Consider the following 18,202-nt stretch of genomic DNA (forward strand, 5'->3'; position numbering starts at 1 on the left):
AGGCCAAGACGCCCGCCCGACGCGAACAGCTACCGAATCCTCATCATCACATCCCACTGATGACCTGTGGCATCAGTGAAGAAAGCAGACGATCATGGCTAACCTGCTCGACTCCGTCGACAGCGCGTCGCTGCGCAGCGACGTCCCGGCTTTCCGCCCGGGTGACACCGTCAACGTCCACGTGCGCGTCATCGAGGGCAACCGCTCCCGTGTGCAGCAGTTCAAGGGCGTAGTCATCCGTCGCCAGGGTGCCGGCGTGCGCGAGACCTTCACGGTCCGCAAGGTCTCCTTCTCCGTCGGCGTCGAGCGCACCTTCCCGGTGCACACCCCGATCGTCGAGAAGATCGAGCTCGTCACCCGCGGTGACGTGCGCCGCGCGAAGCTGTACTACCTCCGTGAGCTGCGCGGCAAGGCCGCGAAGATCAAGGAGAAGCGCGAGCGCTGAGCTCCCGCGCGGGTCCACAGCGGGGCCGGATAGCATCTGGCCCCGATGGACACCGAAGCACAGCACACGGAGCGCGACCGCTCCTCCCCACCCTCCGATTCCGGCGACGTCCCGCACGTCGCCGCAGCATCCGAGGAGACGGAGGAACGGTCGCGCTCCGTTTTCGCGTTCCTCACCGACTGGCTGCCGGGCGGCGGATGGACCCTGACGTTCCTGCTGTGCATGGGTTTCCTGCTCGTCATCAGCACCTTCGTGGTGCAGCCCTTCCAGATTCCGAGCGGCTCCATGGAGCCCGCGTTCCGCTCCGGGGACCGGGTACTCGTCAACAAGTTGGCGTACCGTTTCGGTTCCGGACCGCAGCGGGGTGACGCGGTCGTCTTTGACGGCAGCGGGTACTTCGGAGACGCCGACTACATCAAGCGCGTCGTCGGAACCGGGGGAGACCGGGTGGTCTGCTGTGACAAGCGGGGGAGGATCAAGGTGAACGGCGAGCCCGTCGACGAGCCGTACCTCTACCCGGGCAACCCTCCCTCCAAGGTGCCCTTCGACGTCGTCGTCCCCGAGGACAGCCTCTTCCTCCTCGGCGATCACCGCAGTGACTCCAGGGACTCCCGCGACCACCTCGGCGAGCCCGGCGGCGGCATGATCCCCGTCGACGAGGTCATCGGCAGGGCCGACTGGATCGCCTGGCCGGTCGGTCACTGGACCTCCCTGAAGCGTCCCGACGGCTACGCGCGCGTGCCCGGACCCGGCGGCGCGCATGGGTAACCGCGGCCGGACGCGCGGCGCCGAGAACAGCGCGCACACACTACTGCCCACCGGGTCCCGGCCGACCGACGGCCCCGTACTGCCCGGCCGGGCCGACCGGCGCAAGCTCGCGAAGAAGGTGAAGCGGCGCAGGCGGCGCTCGGCCATCAAGGAAGTGCCCCTCCTCATAGGGGTGGCCCTGCTGATAGCTCTGGTCCTGAAGACCTTCCTTGTGCAGGCCTTCGTGATCCCTTCGGGATCCATGGAGCAGACGATCCGGATCGGCGACCGGGTACTGGTCGACAAGCTCACGCCGTGGTTCGGGGCGAAGCCGGACCGCGGTGACGTCGTCGTCTTCAAGGACCCCGGCAACTGGCTCGAAGAGGAGCAGGGCAAGAAGAATCACGACCCCGTGGTCGTCAAGCAGATCAAGGAGGGCCTGACCCAGATCGGTCTGCTTCCCTCCGACAGCGAGCGGGACCTGATCAAGCGTGTGATCGGCGTCGGCGGCGACACCGTGAAGTGCTGCGACAAGAACGGCAAGGTCACCGTCAACGGCACCCCCCTCGACGAGCCCTACATCCACCCCGGGGACAAGCCCTCCGCCTTCGCGTTCGAGGTGAAGGTCCCCGAAGGGCGCCTCTTCATGATGGGCGACCACCGGAGCGACTCCGCCGACTCCCGTTTCCACCGCGCCGAGAAGTTCCACGGCACCGTCTCCGAGGACGAGGTGGTGGGGCGCGCGATCGTCATCGCCTGGCCCTTCGGCCACTGGCGCAAACTGGACGAGCCCGCCACATTTGCGTCAGTTCCCGACGCGCGTGCGGGAAAGGCCGTGGCCACAGGTGTGTCGCATAGGGTGGCCCCCGGCGATCGATATGGATTGATCCGGCTCCCGACCCCTGCGGAACTCCCGCTCGTTATGGGAGTGGTGGGCCTGCATCGCATCTGGGGCAGGCGGCGGCACGGACTGAGGAGTGGATGTGGGGGATTTGGCGGTCGGCGCACGATCCGGACACGAGGGGCCCGAGGAGCGGCCGGAGCGATCCGACGAGCCGGGCGTCGAGGGCGTCGAAGGCGGTGCCACCCCCGGGAATGACGGCACGGACGCCGACGGCGCCGCCGGCGGCGCGACGAAGGAGCAGGGCGGCAAGCAGCGGAAGAAGCCCCGCTCCTTCTGGAAGGAGCTCCCGCTCCTCATCGGCATCGCCCTGGTCCTGGCACTGGTCATCAAGACCTTCCTGGTCCAGGCGTTCTCGATCCCGTCGGACTCGATGCAGAACACGCTGCAGCAGGGCGACCGCGTCCTCGTCGACAAGCTGACGCCGTGGTTCGGATCCGAGCCCGAGCGCGGCGAGGTCGTCGTCTTCCGGGACCCCGGCCACTGGCTGGACGGCGAGCCCACGCCCGACCCGAACGCGGTCCAGCGGGTCCTCGGCTGGGTCGGCCTGATGCCGTCCGCCGACGAGAAGGACCTCATCAAGCGCGTCATCGGCGTGGGCGGCGACACCGTGGAGTGCAAGGGCACGGGCCCGGTGAAGGTCAACGGCAAGGCGCTGAACGAGCCGTACGTCTTCGCCGGCAACACCCCTTGCAGCGTCGACGACCAGGGCGGCCAGTTCAAGGTCACGGTACCCAAGGGCAAAATCTGGGTCATGGGTGACCACCGGCAGAACTCCCTGGACTCCCGCTACCACCAGAACCAGCCCGGGGGCGGCGCCGTCCCCGTGGACAACGTCGTGGGCCGCGCCATCGTGATCGCCTGGCCGCCCACCCGCTGGACGACCCTGCCCAAGCCCGACACCTTCGACCAGCCGGGCATCAACGCGCTCTCCAGCGCTGCCCCGAGCGTCCTCGGACTCGCGGGAGCCGTCCCGGTCGTGCTGTGGCGCAGGCGTCGACTCACGGTGGCCGCCGCGCGCGACGCGAGGGTTTCTGGCGGCAGTACCGCCGGGTAGGGTGCCGTCCCAGATCGCCGATCTTCCGCCGCCCGCAGGGGCGGCGGGGTCGTCTCCGAAGCGGGGGAGCACTGGGATGAGCAGGACACGTCGTACGGACGAGGGCCGCGGAAGGCTCGGCAGCGTGCTGTCGGGCATCGCCGTGGCCCTCGGCTGTGTGCTCTTCCTCGGCGGGTTCGCCTGGGGCGCCGTCCAGTACCAGCCGTACACCGTCCCCACCGGATCGATGACACCGACGATCGGCTCCGGCGATCGGGTGCTCGCACAGCGCATAGACGGCGACGACGTGCGCCGCGGTGACGTCGTCGTCTTCAAGCAGTCGACCTGGGGCGATCTGCCGATGGTCAAGCGCGTCGTCGGCATCGGCGGCGACAAGATCGCCTGCTGCAAGGACGGCAAGCTGACCGTCAACGGCAAGGAAGTCGCAGAACCGTATCTGCCCGAGGGGCAGGGCGCCGCGGCCACCGGCATCCCCACCACCACGGTCCCCGAGGGCCGCCTCTTCCTCCTCGGCGACGAGCGCAGCGGTTCCCTGGACTCCAGCGTGCACCTGGGCGACGCGGACCACGGCTCGGTGCCGCGCGACGCCGTGCGGGCGCGGGTCGACGCGGTGGCCTGGCCGATGGACGAGTTCGGCATGCTGGAACGGCCCAAGGGCTTCGCGGACATGCCGGGCGGCATCTCGCGGCCGGGACCGCTGCGCATGGTGGTGATCGCTGTCGTGGCGGGCATGGTCCTCGTCCTGGGCGGTGCGGCGTACGGGCCGGTGGCGAAGCGTCTGGGCCGTCGACGCGGCGGGAGCCGTGCCGGGGAGACCGCGAGTGCCTGCTGAGAGCGCGGCGTCACTGTCGGGGCGGCCGTTGCGCCGGGTCGCGCGCGTGGTCCTGCTCGACCGGGACGACCGCATCCTGCTGCTGCACGGCTATGAGCCCGGGAATCCGGCGGACGACTGGTGGTTCACGCCGGGCGGCGGCGTGGAGGGCGACGAGACGCGGGAGGAGGCGGCCCTGCGCGAGCTGCGGGAGGAGACCGGCATCACGGACGTCGAGCTTGGCCCCGTCCTGTGGCGGCGGGTCTGCTCCTTCCCGTTCGCCGGGCGGCGCTGGGACCAGGACGAGTGGTACTACCTGGCCCGCACGTCACAGACGCGGACCGTCGCCGAGGGCCGCACGGAACTGGAAAGACGCAGTGTCACCGGAGCACGTTGGTGGACGTGCCGAGAACTGACCGAGGCTCATGAGACGGTGTATCCGACCAGGCTCGCCGGGCTGTTCCGCAGACTGCTCGACGAGGGGCCCCCGAATCGGCCCGAGATCCTCGACACGGAAATCGTGTAGGGGTTCGCGGGGCTGACGCACAATAGGGGGACGCACGGCTGAAGGGGAACATGCCATGAGCGCCGAGGACCTCGAGAAGTACGAGACCGAGATGGAGCTGAAGCTCTACCGGGAGTACCGCGATGTCGTCGGTCTGTTCAAATACGTGATCGAGACGGAGCGCCGTTTCTACCTCACCAATGACTACGAGATGCAGGTGCACTCGGTCCAGGGCGAGGTCTTCTTCGAGGTGTCCATGGCGGACGCCTGGGTGTGGGACATGTACAGACCCGCGCGTTTCGTCAAGCAAGTGCGCGTTCTCACATTCAAGGACGTGAACATCGAGGAGCTCAACAAGAGCGATCTCGAGCTGCCGGGCAGCTGAGGCGGCCAGGACTGCCGCCAGGACCGGCGCCCTCGGGGCGAGCCGGAGCGCGGTGGAATTCACTCGCAGGGGTGGCGGAGTTTTCCACAACCGGTGAGTAGTGCACCAAGATCCAACAGGTGCGGGCCGACGCGTGACTGTGGGTGCCGGAGGTGGTGCCGACATGAACGCACGGGGAGCAATCGGCAGGTACGGCGAGGAGCTGGCCGCACGGCGGCTGGTCGAGTCGGGGATGACGGTTCTGGAGCGCAACTGGCGCGCGGGCAGAACCGGTGAGATCGACATCGTGGCCATGGACGGCGAGGCCCTGGTCGTCTGCGAGGTCAAGACGCGCAGGGCGGGCCGGGACGGCTCCGTACCGTTCGAGCATCCGATGGCGGCCGTGGGACGGATCAAGGCGGAGCGGCTGCGGAGACTGGCCGAGCGCTGGATCGAGGAGCGCGGCGGCCCACCGCCGGGCGGCGTCCGCATCGATCTGGTCGGCGTCCTGATCCCGCGGCGCGGTGTCCCCGTGGTCGAGCACGCGCGGGGGGTGGCGTGATGGGTTTCGCGCGCACATGTTCCGTCGCCCTGGTCGGTGTCGAGGGCGTGGTCGTCGAGGTGCAGGCCGATCTGGAGCCCGGAGTCGCGGCGTTCACGCTGGTGGGACTGCCGGACAAGAGCCTGACCGAGAGCCGCGACCGGGTCCGTGCCGCCGTGGTCAACTCCGGCGGCGAGTGGCCCCAGAAGAAGCTCACGGTCGGACTGAGCCCGGCGTCGGTGCCGAAGGGTGGCAGCGGATTCGACCTCGCGGTCGCCTGCGCCGTCCTCGGAGCGGCCGAGCGGATCGACCCGAAGGTCCTCGCCGACATCGTGATGATCGGGGAGCTGGGCCTCGACGGCCGGGTTCGGCCGGTCCGGGGCGTGCTGCCCGCGGTCCTCGCGGCGGCCGACGCGGGGTACGAGCAGGTGGTCGTCCCGGAGTGCACGGCCGCCGAGGCCGCGCTGGTGCCGGGCGTATCCGTCCTCGGCGTGCGCAGCCTGCGGCAGCTCATCGCGGTGCTCACCGATGAGCCGGTGCCGCAGGAGGAGCCGGACGAGACGGGCCGGCCCGATCCGATGCTCGCCGGACTCTGCGTGCCCGGCACCGGCTTCGGCACGGGCCTCAGCGGCGCCCTGGACGACACCCATGCGCTCGACCTGGCCGATGTCGTCGGCCAGACGCCGGCCAGGACCGCCGTCGAGGTCGCCGCGGCAGGGGCGCACCACCTCTTCCTGCAAGGGCCGCCGGGTGCCGGAAAGACGATGCTCGCGGAGCGGCTGCCCGCCGTCCTGCCCCGGCTGACCCGGGAAGAGTCCCTGGAAGTCACCGCGGTCCACTCGGTGGCGGGCATGCTGCCACCGGGCAAGCCACTGGTCGACATCGCGCCCTACTGCGCACCGCACCACTCCGCGACGATGCAGTCCCTGGTGGGCGGCGGCAAGGGAGTCCCCCGGCCGGGGGCGGTGTCCCTCGCTCATCGAGGAGTGCTCTTTCTCGACGAGGCGCCGGAGTTCAGCAGCCAGACCCTGGACTCCCTGCGCCAGCCCCTCGAATCGGGACACGTGGTGATCGCGCGCAGCGCCGGAGTGGTGCGGCTGCCCGCGAAGTTCCTGATGGTGCTCGCGGCCAACCCCTGCCCGTGCGGCCGCCATACGCTGCTGGGCGACGGCTGCGAATGCCCCGCCTCCGTCATCCGCCGCTATCAGGCCCGCCTCTCGGGACCGCTGCTCGACCGGATCGACCTGAAGGTCGTCGCGGAGCCCGTCACCCGGTCCGAACTGGCCGGGTACGGCACGCGCGGGGAGTCCACCCAGACCGTCGCCGACCGGGTGCGCGCCGCGCGGGAGAGAGCGGCGGCCAGGCTGACCGGCACCGGCTGGCGGACCAACAGCGAGGTTCCCGGCCATGCGCTGCGCACCCGCTGGCCCGCCGACCCCGGCGCGCTGGACGCGGCCGAGCTGGACCTGGAGCGCGGCTTCCTGACCGCCCGCGGCCTTGACCGCGTCCTGCGGGTGGCCTGGACCGTCGCGGACCTCGCGGGACACGGCAGGCCCACCGCGCAGGACGTCGCCCTGGCGCTGCAATTGCGTACAGGGGTCTCACGCGGCGTGCCGATGACGATCGGGGCGCCGGCGTGATCGCCGATGCGCCGCCGGACGACGAGCGGCTCGCCCGGGTCGCCCTGACCCGGGTCCTGGAGCCGGGGGACGCGGTCGGCGGACGGTGGCTTCGTGAGCTGGGCGCGGCCGAGTTGCTGCGCAGGCTCGGCGGGGAGGAGGAGCGGCCGGCCGGGGTGACCGCGCGGCGCTGGGAGGGACTGCGGGCGCGGGCGGCCGAGGTGCGGCCGGAGCGGGATCTGCGGGTGGCGGCGGACGTCGGGGGGAGGTTCGTGTGTCCGGGGGACGCGGAGTGGCCGGTGCCGCTGGACGACCTGGGGGACGCGCGGCCGGTCGGGCTCTGGGTCAGAGGGCGGCCCTCCTTACGGATGTGGGCGCTGCGCTCGGTGGCCGTCGTCGGGGCGCGGGCCTGCACGGAGTACGGCGCGCACATGGCCGCCGGGCTCGCCGCGGGGCTCGCGGAGCGCGGCTGGGTGGTGATTTCCGGCGGGGCGTACGGGGTGGACGGTGCCGCGCACCGCGGGGCGCTCGGCGCCGGTGGCGCCACCGCGGCGGTGCTGGCCTGCGGCGTCGACCGGCCCTATCCGAGCGGGCACGCCGAGCTGATCGGCCGGATCGCGGAACAGGGTCTTGTCGTGGGCGAGTTGCCGCCGGGGGATCACCCGACACCGAGCCGGTTCATCCAGCGGAACAGGCTGATCGCGGCGCTGACCCGGGGGACGGTGGTGGTTGAGGCCGCGTACCGCAGTGGGGCGCTCGCAACGGCACGCAGCGCTCAGGAATTGGGACGCTTCACGATGGGGGTGCCGGGGCCCGCGACCAGCGGTCTCTCCGCGGGGGTGCACGAACTGCTGCGGGGTGACGGTGTCCTGGTGACCGACGCCGCCGAAGTCGTCGAGCTCGTCGGTGACATGGGGGAGCTCGCGCCGGCCCGGCGGGGCCCCGTCGTGCCGCGTGACCTGCTCGCTCCGGAGGTGCAGCGCGTCCTGGCGGCGCTGCCGGCCCGCGCGCGGGTGGCGGCGCGGGATGTCGCGGTCGGCGCCGGGACGACGGAGGACGAAGCGGTCGGGCGACTGTACGAGCTTCAGTCGTTGGGGTTCGTCGAACGACATGGCGACGGCTGGCAGTTGACACGCCAGGCGTTTCGGTCCGTCTTCGCCGATGGAGGTGAATCGTGACCCAGTGTGTTGCGCCGGACGGATGACCCTCGACAGCCTTGGGAAATAACGCAGTTGATACGCCGCCGCCATCACGCAGAGCGACGGATCTGCCCCTCGGGGGCGCTCAGCGGAACGTATCTGCGCCCTCAGGACCCCATACTGTTCGCACACTGCGACACTTCAGTCACGCTACGCTCACAAGTCTTCCGGCACGGACGGACAACCAGACGGTCGGCACGGACGGACAACCAGACGGACAACCTCATTCACCCCACGCACACTCTCCACCGCACCGGCGTGACCGACGCCGGCGTTCCGAACGGCTCGCGCGACGTCACCGGCCCGTGCGACCCCACCGGCTCACGCGACCTCACCAGTTCACGGCAGAACGGCTCAAGGCGACGAATGCCCCAGCACACCTCAGGGTCCGACCGGGCAGCGGTTCCCCCCGCCGCTCGTAGCGGCGAGCGGGAGCGGCCCCCCGCGCCGTCGTCGCTGGACGAGCTGTGGCGGTCGTACAAGGAGACGGGCGACGGGCGGCTGCGGGAGCAGCTGATCCTGCACTACTCACCGCTGGTGAAGTACGTCGCGGGACGGGTGAGCGTGGGGCTGCCGCCCAACGTCGAACAGGCCGACTTCGTCTCGTCCGGGGTATTCGGGCTGATCGACGCGATCGAGAAGTTCGACATCGAGCGGTCCATCAAGTTCGAGACATACGCGATCACGCGCATCCGCGGCGCCATGATCGACGAACTGCGGGCGCTCGACTGGATCCCCCGGTCCGTGCGGCAGAAGGCGCGCAACGTCGAGCGGGCCTACGCCACGCTGGAGGCGCAGCTGAGGCGGACTCCCTCGGAGGGGGAGGTCGCCGCCGAGATGGGGATCGCACTGGAGGAACTGCACGCGGTTTTCAGCCAGTTGTCACTGGCGAACGTGGTGGCCCTCGAAGAGCTGCTGCACGTCGGCGGCGAGGGCGGCGACCGGCTCAGCCTGATGGACACGCTCGAGGACCACGCGGCCGACAATCCGGTCGAGGTCGCCGAGGACCGGGAGCTGCGGCGGCTGCTGGCGCGGGCGATCAACACGCTGCCGGAGCGTGAGAAGACCGTCGTGACGCTCTACTACTACGAGGGCCTCACGCTCGCCGAGATCGGCAATGTGCTCGGCGTGACCGAGAGCCGGGTGAGCCAGATCCACACGAAGTCCGTGCTGCAGCTGCGGGCGAAGCTGGCGAGTTTTGGCCGCTGAGCACGGTGAATGGTCCCTGCCCCGGCGGCGCGGGCACGGCAGCGGCTCCCGCCCGCGGCGCGCCGTCCGTAAAGTGGAGCCGTGCCAAGGATTCGAGCGGCCTCAGTGGCCGAGCACCGGTCGATGCAACGCGGCGCCCTGCTGGACGCCGCGCGTTCCCTGCTGTCCGAAGGCGGTACGGAGGCGCTGACCTTCCCCGCCCTCGCCGAGCGCACCGGGCTCGCCCGGTCCTCCGTGTACGAGTACTTCCGGTCGCGGGCGGCCGTGGTGGAAGAGCTGTGCGAGGTCGACTTCCCCGTCTGGGCGGCGGAGGTGTCGGCGGCGATGGAGGGTGCGGAGTCGGCCGAGGGCAAGGTCGAGGCCTATGTGCGGCGACAGCTCGCCCTGGTGGGTGACCGGCGGCACCGGGCCGTGGTCGCCATCTCCGCGAGCGAGCTCGACGCCGGGGCGCGGGAGAAGATCCGTGCCGCGCACGGCGGCCTCATCGCGATGATCGTCGAGGCGCTCGAGGAGCTGGGGCACGAGCAGCCGCGGATGGCGGCGATGCTGCTGCAGGGAATCGTGGACGCGGCGGTGCGGCGGATCGAGCTGGGCGCCGCCGAGGCCCCGACCGCCATCACCGAGGCGGCCGTGGCCATGGCTCTGCGCGGCGTGCGGGGCTGACGGAGGCCTCATGTTCCGGGGCTCACCGGTAGCAGGCGGGACGGGCCCCGGTATCGGAGCCACGGGGGCAGCAGGCTCAACGGGTCCAGATAGGTCCCGGCTCTGCGCAGGCCCCAGTGCAGGCAGTTCCGCGGGCAGTGGCCGGCCGGGAGCTCCAGGGTGCCGATCTCGTCGCCCGCCCCGACCTTGTCGCCCTTCTTCAGCGATGCCCTGACCGGTTCGTATGTCGTGCGCAGCGGCGGGTCGCCCGTGCCGTCCAGTTCCACCGAGACCACGCCTCTGCCCGCCACCCGGCCCGCGAAGACGATGTGTCCCGGGGCCGCCGCCCGTACCGGACTGCCCGGCGGCGCGGCCAGGTCCACGCCGCGGTGGCCCGCGCCGTACGGGGTCGACGGCGGGTCCCAGCCGCGTACGACCTGGGGCCGGCCGGTCGGTGCGCCCACCGGCCAGACGGCGGCCGGTAGTGAGGCCGACGGCGGGGCCGGGAGCGGGCCAGGGGCCGGGGTGGCGGGCAGGACCGTCGCGAGCAGGGTTGCCAGCGTCGGCAGCAGGAGTCCGAGATGCATGGGAGAACCGTCCTGCGCCGGACGCCACCGCGGGGATCATGGTCCGGATCTGTGGACGGCCGGCCGGTTGTGGACAGGCGCGTCACCCGGTCGTGTGAGGCGCGGCCGCCGTCCGGACACCGCCGGGACCTGGGCATCGACGGCGGCGTCACCCGGTACCCCGCGGGTCCCGTACACTTCTCGTGGCGATCCGGGTCACCGGGTCGACTTCGCACGCCCCGGCACCAGGCCATGAAACAGCCGGTGTCAGCGCCCCTCGGTCCCTCGTGGGCACGGCGCACAGCGGGCGTCAGGCGCGAGTGCCGTCCGGCACACGCGGCACAACCGAGATTCTCAAGGAGAGCGGCCATGGCCGTCGTCACGATGCGGGAGCTGCTGGAGAGCGGCGTCCACTTCGGTCACCAGACCCGTCGTTGGAACCCGAAGATGAAGCGCTTCATCTTCACGGAGCGCAACGGCATCTACATCATCGACCTGCTCCAGTCGCTGTCGTACATCGACCGCGCCTACGAGTTCGTCAAGGAGACCGTCGCCCACGGCGGCACGGTCATGTTCGTCGGCACGAAGAAGCAGGCGCAGGAGGCCATCGCGGAGCAGGCCACCCGCGTCGGCATGCCCTACGTGAACCAGCGCTGGCTGGGCGGCATGCTCACCAACTTCTCGACCGTCTACAAGCGTCTGCAGCGCCTCAAGGAGCTCGAGCAGATCGACTTCGAGGACGTCGCCGCGTCCGGTCTCACCAAGAAGGAGCTTCTCGTGCTCTCGCGCGAGAAGGCCAAGCTGGAGAAGACCCTCGGTGGTATCCGCGAGATGTCCAAGGTGCCCAGCGCCGTCTGGATCGTGGACACCAAGAAGGAGCACATCGCGGTCGGCGAGGCCCGGAAGCTCAACATCCCGGTCGTCGCCATCCTCGACACCAACTGCGACCCCGACGAGGTCGACTACAAGATCCCGGGCAACGACGACGCGATCCGCTCCGTCACCCTGCTCACCCGCGTGATCGCCGACGCCGTCGCCGAGGGCCTCATCGCCCGTTCCGGCGTGGCCACCGGTGACTCGAAGCCGGGCGAGAAGGCCCAGGGCGAGCCGCTCGCCGAGTGGGAGCGCGACCTGCTCGAGGGCGAGAAGAAGGCCGACGAGCCGAAGGCCGCCGAGGCCGACGCCGAGGTTCAGAAGTCCGCCGAGACGGAGAAGGCCGCCGACGCCGAGCAGGCCGAGGCTCCCGCCGAGGTTGCCGCCGTCGAGGCGCCCGCCGCGGACGCCGAGCAGGCCTGACCGCACAGGTTCGGTAAGTGACGGCGGGGGCCATCGGCCCCCGCCTTTCACCCGTAGACCTTCGTAGATCTTTCAGACTTCGAGAGAGAAATTCGATCATGGCGAACTACACCGCCGCTGACGTCAAGAAGCTCCGTGAGCTCACCGGCGCCGGCATGATGGACTGCAAGAAGGCGCTCGACGAGGCCGAGGGCAGCGTCGACAAGGCCGTCGAGGCGCTCCGCATCAAGGGCCAGAAGGGCGTCGCCAAGCGCGAGGGCCGCTCCGCCGAGAACGGCGCCGTGGTCTCCCTCATCGCCGACGACAACACCTCCGGTGTCATCGTCGAGCTGAAGTGCGAGACGGACTTCGTCGCCAAGGGCGAGAAGTTCCAGGCCGTGGCGAACAACCTCGCCGCCCACGTCGCCAAGACCTCCCCGGCCGACCTCGAGGCGCTCCTCGCCTCCGAGATCGAGGCCGGCAAGACCGTCCAGGCGTACGTCGACGAGGCCAACGCCAACCTCGGCGAGAAGATCGTCCTGGACCGCTTCGCGCAGTTCTCCGGCGCCTACGTCTCCGCGTACATGCACCGCACGATGCCCGACCTGCCCCCGCAGATCGGTGTCCTCGTCGAGCTGGACAAGGCCGACGCCGACGTGGCCAAGGGCATCGCCCAGCACATCGCCGCCTTCGCGCCGAAGTACCTCTCCCGTGAGGACGTCCCGGCCGACGTCGTCGAGTCGGAGCGTCGCGTCGCCGAGGAGACCACCCGCGCCGAGGGCAAGCCCGAGGCCGCCCTGCCGAAGATCGTCGAGGGTCGCGTCAACGGCTTCTTCAAGGAGGCCACCCTCCTCGGCCAGCCGTACGCGCTGGACAACAAGAAGTCGGTCGAGAAGGTTCTCGCCGAGGCCGGTGTCACCCTGAAGCGCTTCTCGCGCATCAAGGTCGGCATCTGAGTCCGTACCGCGATCGACGGTAGACCCCGCTAGGGTCGACAGCGGTCGCCCGCGCACGGCACTCGTGCGTGACGTACGACCGCAGGATCTGACGAGGAGGCCACTGCCGAGCATGGGATGCGAACGACACCCCGCCGGCAGTGGCCTTCTTCGCATGTGTGCCAAGTAAGAGAAGCGAGAACCACATGACCACCAAGGCCGACTCGAAGAGTGACGACGACAAAGTTGCCGGACGCTTCCTGCTGAAGCTCTCCGGCGAGGCGTTCGCCGGTGGAGGCGGCCTCGGGGTCGATCCCGATGTGGTGCACGCCATCGCCCGCGAGATCGCGGCCGTCGTCCGTGACGGCGCGCAGATCGCCATCGTGATCGGTGGCGGCAACTTCTTCCGCGGCGCCGAGCTCCAGCAGCGCGGCATGGACCGGGCCCGCTCCGACTACATGGGCATGCTCGGCACCGTCATGAACTGCCTCGCCCTCCAGGACTTCCTGGAGAAGGAGGGCATCGAGTGCCGCGTCCAGACCGCCATCACCATGGGCCAGGTCGCGGAGCCGTACATCCCGCTGCGCGCCGTGCGCCACCTGGAGAAGGGCCGCGTGGTCATCTTCGGCGCAGGCATGGGCATGCCGTACTTCTCCACCGACACCACCGCCGCGCAGCGCGCCCTGGAGATCGACGCGGAGGCGCTGCTCATGGGCAAGAACGGCGTGGACGGTGTCTACGACTCCGACCCCAAGACCAACCCCGACGCCGTGAAGTACGACGCCCTCGGCTACGGCGAGGTCATCACCCGCGATCTCAAGGTCGCCGACATGACCGCGATCACGCTGTGCCGGGACAACAAGCTGCCCATCCTCGTCTTCGAGCTGCTCTCCGAAGGCAATATCGCCCGGGCCGTCAAGGGTGAGAAGATCGGCACACTCGTGGGCGACCAGGGAAGCCGGGCCTGACCCGAGGGACCTGGGCCAGTCTCAAGAGACGGACGCGAGACGTCACTTGAGGGGATGGACAAAGCCCTGCCGGTCGGACACCGTGCAGGAAAGACACGCGACGCAGCCGGCCGCCCCGTGCCGGCCGGGCCTACTCAAGACACGCAGGAGCAAGTGGTGATCGAAGAGACCCTCCTCGAGGCCGAGGAGAAGATGGAGAAGGCCGTCGTGGTCGCCAAGGAGGACTTCGCCGCGATCCGCACCGGCCGTGCGCACCCGGCGATGTTCAACAAGATCGTGGCTGACTACTACGGCGCGCTGACGCCGATCAACCAGCTGGCCTCGTTCTCGGTGCCCGAGCCGCGGATGGCCGTGGTGACCCCGTTCGACAAGAGCGCGCTGCGCAACATCGAACAGGCGATCCGCGACTCCGACCTCGGCGTCAACCCGAGCAACGACGGAAACATCATCCGTGTGACGTTCCCTGAGCTGACCCAGGACCGCCGCAAGGAGTACATCAAGGTCGCCAAGACCAAGGCCGAGGACTCCAAGATCTCGATCCGGTCGATCCGCCGCAAGGCCAAGGAGGCCCTCGACAAGGCGATCAAGGACGGCGACATCGGCGAGGACGAGGGCCGCCGCGGCGAGAAGGAGCTCGACGACACCACCGCGAAGTACGTCACGCAGGTGGACGAGCTGCTCAAGCACAAGGAAGCCGAGCTGCTCGAAGTCTGAGTCTCGAGTCCGAGGAATCAGGAACCGATCCGTGAACGACTCTTCCTGGGGGGCGCCGCCCAGAGCCGGGTATTGGGGGCCGCCCGACGCGGGGCCCGGTCAGGGGGCGACCCCGTCAGGTCCCGCGTACGATGCGCAGGACGCGCTGTTTCCGTCTGAGACGCAGCCCATGCCCATCGTGCCCGACGTACCCGTCAACGGCGGAGACCAGGACGACGGCCGGGGGGCCACTCGGACGGGCGGCCCCCTGTTCCGTGACGAGCCTCCGCAGGAGCCCATGCCCAGCGCACCACAGCCGCAGCCGGCCCCGGCCGCACCGCAGAAGAAGAGCGCGGGCCGCGATCTCGGGGCGGCCATAGGAGTCGGTGTGGGACTCGGCGCGGTGATCATCGCGTCGCTGTTCATCGTGAAGGCCGTCTTCATCGGCGTCATAGTGGTCGCCGTCGTGGTCGGCCTCTGGGAGCTCACCTCGCGGCTCGAGGAGCGCAAGGGCATCAAGGCGCCGCTCGTGCCGCTCGCGGTGGGCGGTGCGGCGATGGTCGTCGCCGGTTACGTGCGCGAGACCGAGGGCGCGTGGGTCGCGATGGCCCTCACCGCCCTCGCGGTCCTCGTCTGGCGCATGACGGAGCCGCCGGAGGGCTATCTGAAGGACGTCACGGCGGGGGTCTTCGCCGCCTTCTACGTTCCTTTCCTCGCGACCTTCGTGGCGCTGATGCTGACCGCCGAGGACGGCGCCATGCGGGTGCTGACCTTCCTGCTCCTGACCGTCGTCAGCGACACCGGGGCGTACGCGATCGGCTGGCGCTTCGGCAAGCACAAGCTGGCGCCGCGCATCAGTCCGGGCAAGACCCGGGAGGGCCTGGTCGGCGCGGTCACCTTCGCGATGGCCGGGGGCGCGCTGTGCCTGCAGTTCCTGATCGACGACGGCCAGTGGTGGCAGGGCCTGGTGATCGGCTTCGCCGTCGCGGCGAGCGCCACGCTCGGTGACCTCGGCGAGTCGATGATCAAGCGGGACCTCGGCATCAAGGACATGGGCACGCTGCTGCCGGGCCACGGCGGCATCATGGACCGCCTCGACTCGCTGCTGCCGACGGCCCCCGTGGTCTGGCTGCTGCTGGTCATCTTCGTCGGTTCGGGCTGATCCATACCTGTCTGACCTGCGTAAACGTGCGTGAGGGGTTCGTTGTCCACAGGGCGGCGAGCCCCTTCGCGTATGTCTGCGACACTGGAAGGACCATGCCTGTACCCGGAGAACTCACCTTCGTCGCGCCCCGCGGAGCCAAGAAGCCCCCGCGGCACCTCGCCGACCTCACGCCCGCCGAGCGCAAGGAAGCCGTCGCCGCCACCGGCGAGAAGCCGTTCCGCGCCAAGCAGCTCTCGCAGCACTACTTCGCGCGGTACGCCCACGACCCGGCGGAGTGGACCGACATCCCCGCCGGTTCGCGCGAGAAGCTCCGTGAGGCGCTGCTGCCCGATCTGATGTCCGTGGTGCGGCACATCAGCTGTGACGACGACACCACCCGCAAGACGCTCTGGCGGCTGTTCGACGGGACGCTCGTCGAGTCGGTGCTCATGCGCTATCCGGACCGGGTCACCATGTGCATCAGCTCCCAGGCGGGCTGCGGCATGAACTGCCCGTTCTGCGCCACGGGACAGGCCGGCCTCGACCGGAACCTGTCGACGGGCGAGATCGTGCACCAGATCGTCGACGGCATGCGGGCGCTCAGGGACGGCGAGATCCCGGGCGGGCCCGCGCGCCTCTCCAACATCGTCTTCATGGGCATGGGCGAGCCGCTGGCCAACTACAAGCGCGTGACCGGCGCCATCCGCCGCCTCACCGACCCGGAGCCGGACGGCCTCGGCCTGTCGCAGCGCGGGATCACGGTGTCGACGGTGGGGCTCGTGCCGGCCATCCACCGGTTCTCCGACGAGGGCTTCAAGTGCCGCCTCGCGATCTCGCTGCACGCGCCGGACGACGAGCTGCGCGACACGCTCGTTCCCGTCAACACGCGGTGGAAGGTGCGCGAGGTGCTCGACGCGGGCTGGGAGTACGCGGCCAAGTCGGGCCGCCGCCTCTCCATCGAGTACGCGCTGATCCGCGACATCAACGACCAGGCATGGCGTGGTGACCGGCTCGGGCGGCTGCTCAAGGGCAAGCCGGTGCACGTGAACCTGATTCCGCTGAACCCGACGCCGGGCTCGAAGTGGACCGCGTCGCGCCCCGAGGACGAGAAGGCGTTCGTGGCGGCCATCGCGGCGCACGGTGTACCGGTCACGATTCGGGACACCCGGGGTCAGGAGATCGACGGAGCGTGCGGTCAGCTCGCCGCCGCCGAGCGGTAGACGGCGAGCGCCAGACGGCCGGGAGGTAGTCTGGCGGGCGTACGCCTCGTACATACATCTGCATATTCCGACAGGGGAGCGCCACAGCGCTGAGAGTGCGGCACCTTGGACAGGTGGGCCGCAGACCCTCTGAACCTCGCCCGGGTCATTCCGGGTAGGGAGTTCGGGCATGACTCAAGCTGTAGCGCCCTGCCCGCAGGCCAGTCGGCCGGCGGGCGGGGCCGCGTCTCTTCCTGGTCACCCAGGAGGAAGTTTCAGTGAGCACCACCAAGAAGGTCACGTATACCGCCGTGGCGGTCGGCATCGGGCTCGTCGCCGTCTCCGCGTGCGGCAGCTCCGACGACGGTTCGGGGAAATCCGACTCCAAGAGCGTGACGCTCGTCAGCCATGACTCCTTCAACGTGTCCAAGGACGTGCTGAAGGACTTCGAGAAGCGCTCCGGCTACCGCGTGCACGTCCTGAAGGACGGTGACGCGGGCGCCGCCGTCAACAAGGCGATCCTCTCCAAGGACAACCCGCAGGGCGATGTCTTCTTCGGCGTCGACAACACGCTCCTGTCCCGGGCGCTCGACAACGGCCTCTTCCAGTCGTACGAGGCCAAGGGGTCGGACAAGATCGGCTCGCAGTACCGCGTCGACCAGGGCAAGCACCGGGTCACCCCCGTGGACAGCGGCGACATCTGCGTGAACTACGACAAGAAGTACTTCGCCGACAAGAAGCTGGCGCCGCCGAAGTCCTTCGACGACCTCGCCAAGCCCGCGTACAAGAACCTGCTGGTCACCGAGAACGCCTCGACCTCCTCGCCGGGCCTCGGCTTCCTGCTCGGCACGGCCGCCAAGTACGGCGACGGCGGCTGGGCGGACTACTGGAAGAAGCTCAAGGCCAATGGCGTCAAGGTCGTCGACGGCTGGGAGCAGGCCTACAACGAGGAGTTCTCCGGGTCCGCCGGCGGCAAGAAGGCCAAGGGCGACCGGCCGCTCGTCGTCTCCTACGCCTCCTCGCCGCCCGTCGAGGTGCTCTACGCCGAGCCGCAGCCCAAGGAGGCACCGACCGGCGTCGCGACCGGCACCTGCTTCCGTCAGGTCGAGTACGCGGGCCTGCTCAGCAACGCGGGGAACGCCAAGGGCGGCAAGGCGCTCCTCGACTTCCTCGCGGGCAAGGAGTTCCAGGAGGACATGCCGCTGAACATGTTCGTGAACCCGGTGCGCGAGGGCACGAAGCTGCCCGAACTCTTCACGGAGCACGGAGTGACGGTCGACAAGCCGCAGACCATGGATCCCAAGAAGATCGCCGACAACCGTGAGCCGTGGATCAAGTCGTGGACCTCGCTCGTACTGAAGTAGCGAAGTCAGGGGAGGGGG

General features: G+C 69.8%; 20 protein-coding genes. 19 read left to right on the forward strand and 1 reads right to left on the reverse strand.

Translation table 11 applies throughout. The features are described from left to right. Nucleotides 1-94 precede the first annotated feature (94 nt). From rplS to AC07DI_RS28745, 12 genes are all read left to right on the forward strand, one after another. Nucleotides 95-445 (forward strand): 50S ribosomal protein L19, encoded by a 351-nt coding sequence (gene rplS / locus AC07DI_RS28690; protein ID WP_355811736.1) that lies wholly within the window; start codon nt 95-97, stop codon nt 443-445. A 45-nt stretch (nt 446-490) separates the two neighbouring features. Further along, nucleotides 491-1,213 carry a signal peptidase I gene (lepB, locus tag AC07DI_RS28695; protein WP_478906955.1) on the forward strand — a complete coding sequence of 241 codons (723 nt, stop codon included), beginning with the start codon at nt 491-493 and terminating at the stop codon, nt 1,211-1,213. Next, nucleotides 1,206-2,291, forward strand: coding sequence for a signal peptidase I (lepB, locus tag AC07DI_RS28700; protein ID WP_478906957.1), 1,086 nt, complete (start codon nt 1,206-1,208; stop codon nt 2,289-2,291). The genes lepB (AC07DI_RS28695) and lepB (AC07DI_RS28700) overlap by 8 nt, the downstream gene beginning before the upstream one ends. Next, nucleotides 2,176-3,150, forward strand: a complete 975-nt coding sequence (lepB, locus tag AC07DI_RS28705) for a signal peptidase I (RefSeq protein WP_384250034.1) — start codon at nt 2,176-2,178, stop codon at nt 3,148-3,150. The genes lepB (AC07DI_RS28700) and lepB (AC07DI_RS28705) overlap by 116 nt, the downstream gene beginning before the upstream one ends. A 76-nt stretch (nt 3,151-3,226) precedes the next feature. After that, entirely contained in the window at nt 3,227-3,982 is a 756-nt protein-coding gene (gene lepB / locus AC07DI_RS28710; RefSeq protein ID WP_478906959.1) for a signal peptidase I, read from the forward strand. Continuing rightward, a complete protein-coding gene (locus tag AC07DI_RS28715) occupies nt 3,972-4,487 on the forward strand; it encodes an NUDIX hydrolase (RefSeq protein WP_478906961.1) in 516 nt (171 codons plus the stop codon). Before lepB (AC07DI_RS28710) ends, AC07DI_RS28715 begins: the two co-directional genes overlap by 11 nt. A 55-nt stretch (nt 4,488-4,542) precedes the next feature. Continuing rightward, on the forward strand, nt 4,543-4,851 hold the full coding sequence (locus AC07DI_RS28720; protein ID WP_005311352.1) for a DUF2469 domain-containing protein: 309 nt from the start codon (nt 4,543-4,545) through the stop codon (nt 4,849-4,851). Nucleotides 4,852-4,984: 133 nt separating this feature from the next. Next, nucleotides 4,985-5,392, forward strand: a complete 408-nt coding sequence (locus AC07DI_RS28725; protein WP_478906963.1) for a YraN family protein — start codon at nt 4,985-4,987, stop codon at nt 5,390-5,392. Next, entirely contained in the window at nt 5,392-7,011 is a 1,620-nt protein-coding gene (locus AC07DI_RS28730) for a YifB family Mg chelatase-like AAA ATPase (RefSeq protein ID WP_478906965.1), read from the forward strand. Before AC07DI_RS28725 ends, AC07DI_RS28730 begins: the two co-directional genes overlap by 1 nt. Continuing rightward, the gene (dprA, locus tag AC07DI_RS28735; protein WP_478906967.1) at nt 7,008-8,168 is read left to right on the forward strand and encodes a DNA-processing protein DprA; all 1,161 of its coding nucleotides are present in this window, start codon (nt 7,008-7,010) and stop codon (nt 8,166-8,168) included. The genes AC07DI_RS28730 and dprA overlap by 4 nt, the downstream gene beginning before the upstream one ends. 387 nt (nt 8,169-8,555) lie before the next feature. After that, on the forward strand, nt 8,556-9,398 hold the full coding sequence (gene whiG, locus AC07DI_RS28740) for an RNA polymerase sigma factor WhiG (protein ID WP_361720710.1): 843 nt from the start codon (nt 8,556-8,558) through the stop codon (nt 9,396-9,398). Nucleotides 9,399-9,503: 105 nt separating this feature from the next. Further along, nucleotides 9,504-10,061, forward strand: coding sequence for a TetR/AcrR family transcriptional regulator (locus AC07DI_RS28745; RefSeq protein WP_384250220.1), 558 nt, complete (start codon nt 9,504-9,506; stop codon nt 10,059-10,061). An 8-nt stretch (nt 10,062-10,069) separates the two neighbouring features. On the opposite strand, the gene AC07DI_RS28750 is transcribed toward AC07DI_RS28745, so the two are convergent. Next, the gene (locus tag AC07DI_RS28750; protein WP_478906969.1) at nt 10,070-10,627 is read right to left on the reverse strand and encodes a murein hydrolase activator EnvC family protein; all 558 of its coding nucleotides are present in this window, start codon (nt 10,625-10,627) and stop codon (nt 10,070-10,072) included. Nucleotides 10,628-10,975: 348 nt separating this feature from the next. Between AC07DI_RS28750 and rpsB the strand changes: the two genes are divergently transcribed. The 7 genes from rpsB to AC07DI_RS28785 all read left to right on the forward strand — a co-directional run bounded on the left by rpsB (nt 10,976) and on the right by AC07DI_RS28785 (nt 18,184). Beyond that, nucleotides 10,976-11,902 (forward strand): 30S ribosomal protein S2, encoded by a 927-nt coding sequence (gene rpsB, locus AC07DI_RS28755; RefSeq protein WP_384250055.1) that lies wholly within the window; start codon nt 10,976-10,978, stop codon nt 11,900-11,902. 98 nt (nt 11,903-12,000) lie between these two features. Then, nucleotides 12,001-12,837, forward strand: coding sequence for a translation elongation factor Ts (gene tsf / locus AC07DI_RS28760; RefSeq protein WP_384250058.1), 837 nt, complete (start codon nt 12,001-12,003; stop codon nt 12,835-12,837). Nucleotides 12,838-13,022: 185 nt separating this feature from the next. Further along, complete coding sequence (gene pyrH / locus AC07DI_RS28765; RefSeq protein ID WP_384250061.1) at nt 13,023-13,784, forward strand: UMP kinase; 762 nt, start codon at nt 13,023-13,025, stop codon at nt 13,782-13,784. A 156-nt stretch (nt 13,785-13,940) separates the two neighbouring features. Next, on the forward strand, nt 13,941-14,498 hold the full coding sequence (gene frr / locus AC07DI_RS28770) for a ribosome recycling factor (protein WP_384250064.1): 558 nt from the start codon (nt 13,941-13,943) through the stop codon (nt 14,496-14,498). Nucleotides 14,499-14,529: 31 nt separating this feature from the next. Further along, complete coding sequence (locus AC07DI_RS28775) at nt 14,530-15,639, forward strand: phosphatidate cytidylyltransferase (RefSeq protein WP_384250066.1); 1,110 nt, start codon at nt 14,530-14,532, stop codon at nt 15,637-15,639. A 95-nt stretch (nt 15,640-15,734) separates the two neighbouring features. Further along, a complete protein-coding gene (gene rlmN / locus AC07DI_RS28780) occupies nt 15,735-16,841 on the forward strand; it encodes a dual-specificity RNA methyltransferase RlmN (RefSeq protein ID WP_384250069.1) in 1,107 nt (368 codons plus the stop codon). Nucleotides 16,842-17,098: 257 nt separating this feature from the next. Further along, nucleotides 17,099-18,184, forward strand: a complete 1,086-nt coding sequence (locus AC07DI_RS28785; RefSeq protein WP_478906972.1) for a thiamine ABC transporter substrate-binding protein — start codon at nt 17,099-17,101, stop codon at nt 18,182-18,184. The last annotated feature ends 18 nt before the right edge of the window (nt 18,185-18,202 follow it).

It is taken from the genome of Streptomyces sp. NPDC044106 (genome assembly GCF_056433985.1).

Coding starts and splice junctions, on each gene's coding strand:
- rplS (WP_355811736.1), top strand. CDS start 95: ATGGCTAACCTGCTCGACTCCGTCGACAGCGCGTCGCTGCGCAGCGAC.
- lepB (WP_478906955.1), top strand. CDS start 491: ATGGACACCGAAGCACAGCACACGGAGCGCGACCGCTCCTCCCCACCC.
- lepB (WP_478906957.1), top strand. CDS start 1,206: ATGGGTAACCGCGGCCGGACGCGCGGCGCCGAGAACAGCGCGCACACA.
- lepB (WP_478906959.1), top strand. CDS start 3,227: ATGAGCAGGACACGTCGTACGGACGAGGGCCGCGGAAGGCTCGGCAGC.
- AC07DI_RS28720 (WP_005311352.1), top strand. CDS start 4,543: ATGAGCGCCGAGGACCTCGAGAAGTACGAGACCGAGATGGAGCTGAAG.
- AC07DI_RS28730 (WP_478906965.1), top strand. CDS start 5,392: ATGGGTTTCGCGCGCACATGTTCCGTCGCCCTGGTCGGTGTCGAGGGC.
- whiG (WP_361720710.1), top strand. CDS start 8,556: ATGCCCCAGCACACCTCAGGGTCCGACCGGGCAGCGGTTCCCCCCGCC.
- AC07DI_RS28750 (WP_478906969.1), bottom strand. CDS start 10,627: ATGCATCTCGGACTCCTGCTGCCGACGCTGGCAACCCTGCTCGCGACG.
- rpsB (WP_384250055.1), top strand. CDS start 10,976: ATGGCCGTCGTCACGATGCGGGAGCTGCTGGAGAGCGGCGTCCACTTC.
- tsf (WP_384250058.1), top strand. CDS start 12,001: ATGGCGAACTACACCGCCGCTGACGTCAAGAAGCTCCGTGAGCTCACC.
- pyrH (WP_384250061.1), top strand. CDS start 13,023: ATGACCACCAAGGCCGACTCGAAGAGTGACGACGACAAAGTTGCCGGA.
- rlmN (WP_384250069.1), top strand. CDS start 15,735: ATGCCTGTACCCGGAGAACTCACCTTCGTCGCGCCCCGCGGAGCCAAG.